Consider the following 2,138-nt stretch of genomic DNA (forward strand, 5'->3'; position numbering starts at 1 on the left):
GGGGTCACGCCGAGCGGCCATGCCGGATTGATGAACCAGAGATAGAGATACATGCCGATGACGAGCACGAAGCCCATGCCCTCGACCGCCAGCAGGCCGAGCGTGCCCCACCACATCGGGCTCTGCGCGCCGAAGCCGTAGGTCGGCAGGTGCGACAGGTCCTCGACCGGATGGGTTTTCACTGCTCGTCCTCCTTGGTCCCCTTGGGCCAGAACCAGCCGGTCACGCACACGGCGATCAGCGCCGAGCCCCAGACGGCCGCCCAGGGGGTGAAGATCGAGAAGACGAAGGTGATCGTGATCGCGATCGCGGTGATGAAGGGCCAGATCGAGGGCTCGGGCGAGCTTTCCCGGAGTTCCGGCCGGGCATCGGCGAGCGTGCTGACCACCAGCTCACGGTTGTCGACGCTGAGCCCGGTGACCACCGGCAGGCTGTCGCGCGGCGTCCAGAGCGGCTCGCGGCTCACCACCGCCGGGATCCGGTCGAAATTGTGCGGCTGCGGCGGCGAAGTCGTGGCCCATTCCAGCGTGCCCGCCCCCCAGGGATTCGGGCCGGCAGGTTCGCCGCTGCGCGAGCTCCGGATCACGTTCCAGGCGAACAGGCCGAAGCTCACGGCCAGGACCACGCTGCCGGCGCTGACCAGGAGGTTCAGGTCGGTCCAGCCGAGCTCGGGCCCATAGGTGTAGACCCGCCGGGGCATGCCGCGCAGGCCCAGGACGTGCATCGGGAAGAAGGCGATGTTGAAGCCGATGAAGGCCAGCCAGAAATGCCACCTGCCCAGGCGCTCGCTCATCATCCGGCCGGTGATCTTGGGAAACCAGTAATAGACCGCGCCCAGCAGCGGGAACACCGCACCGCCGATCAGCACATAATGGAAATGCGCCACCACGAAGTAGGTGTCGTGGACCTGGTTGTCGATCGGCACCGAGGCCACCATCACCCCGGTCATCCCGCCCAGCACGAAGATCACGAAGAAGCCCAGCACGAACAAAAGCGGCGTGCGGACCACTACCTTGCCGGTAGCAAGCGTGGCGATCCAGCAGAAGATCTGCACGCCGTTAGGGATCGCGATCAGCATGCTCGACGCGGTGAAGAAGCTGGCTCCCAGCTGCGGCACGCCCGCCACGAACATGTGGTGCACCCACAGACCGAAGGAGAGGAAGCCCGTCGCCATCAGGGAAAGGACCAGGGCCAGATAGCCGAACACCGGCCGGCGCGAGAAGGTCGTGACGATCTCGGCGACCATGCCGGTGCCGGGCAGGAAGATGATGTAGACCTCAGGATGGCCGAAGAACCAGAACAGGTGCTGCCAGAGCAGCGCGTCGCCGCCTTCGGCCGGATTGAAGAAATGGGTGCCGACCAGCCGGTCCAGGATCAGCGAGGTGGAGGCCACCATGACCGCCGGCATGCTGAACAGCACGACGAAGGAGACGACCAGCATCGCCCAGACGAAGAGCGGGATGCGGTCGAGCGACATGCCGGGCGCGCGCTGCTTGAACACGGTGGCGATGATCTCGATCGCCACCAGGATGGCGGCAACCTCGGTGAAGGTGATCATCTGCGCCCAGATGTCGGCGCGCTTGCCCGGCGCGAATTCCGGGCCGGCCAGCGGCACATAGGCGAACCAGCCGACATCTGGGCCGGTATTCAGCAAGAAGGCGATCCAGAGGAACGAGCCGCCGAGCAGGAAGATCCAGTAGCTGAGCGCGTTCAGGCGCGGAAACGCGATGTTCCGGGTGCCGACCATGAGCGGCACCAGGTAGATCGCTACCGCCTCCATCACCGGCACGGCGAACAGGAACATCATGGTCGAGCCGTGCATGGTGAAGATCTGGTTGTACAGATCCGGCCCGATCAGATCGCTTTCCGGCCGGGAAAGTTGCAGGCGCATGGCGACGGCCAGGAGCCCGCCCAGGAACAGGAAGACGAAGGCGGTGACGATGTAGCGCTTGCCGATCACCTTGTGGTCGACCGTGGACAGGCGCGTGATCAGGCCCTGGCCGGTTCCCCAGGTGCGGGCGAGCCGGGCCTGGAGTTCCGGCCCGTCCAGGTCGGTGTCGCGCAGATCCGCCGCCACCGTGCTCTCACTCACTTCAGCCCCTCCAGATAGGCTGTGAGCGCGTTCAGCTCGTCCGATG

1 protein-coding gene and 1 pseudogene are annotated in these 2,138 nt (G+C 65.8%); both read right to left on the bottom strand.

Annotation, left to right across the window (positions count from 1 at the left end):
- Positions 1-182: pseudogene (locus EQG76_RS20495) on the bottom strand (cytochrome c oxidase subunit 3); the annotation flags it as partial.
- On the bottom strand, positions 179-2,092 hold the full coding sequence (gene ctaD, locus EQG76_RS20500; RefSeq protein WP_159716197.1) for a cytochrome c oxidase subunit I: 1,914 nt from the start codon (positions 2,090-2,092) through the stop codon (positions 179-181). The pseudogene EQG76_RS20495 and the gene ctaD, both read right to left, overlap by 4 nt.
- Positions 2,093-2,138: the final 46 nt, after the last annotated feature.

It is taken from the genome of Geminicoccus flavidas (genome assembly GCF_009806515.1).
Taxonomy (GTDB): Bacteria; Pseudomonadota; Alphaproteobacteria; order Geminicoccales; family Geminicoccaceae; genus Geminicoccus; species Geminicoccus flavidus.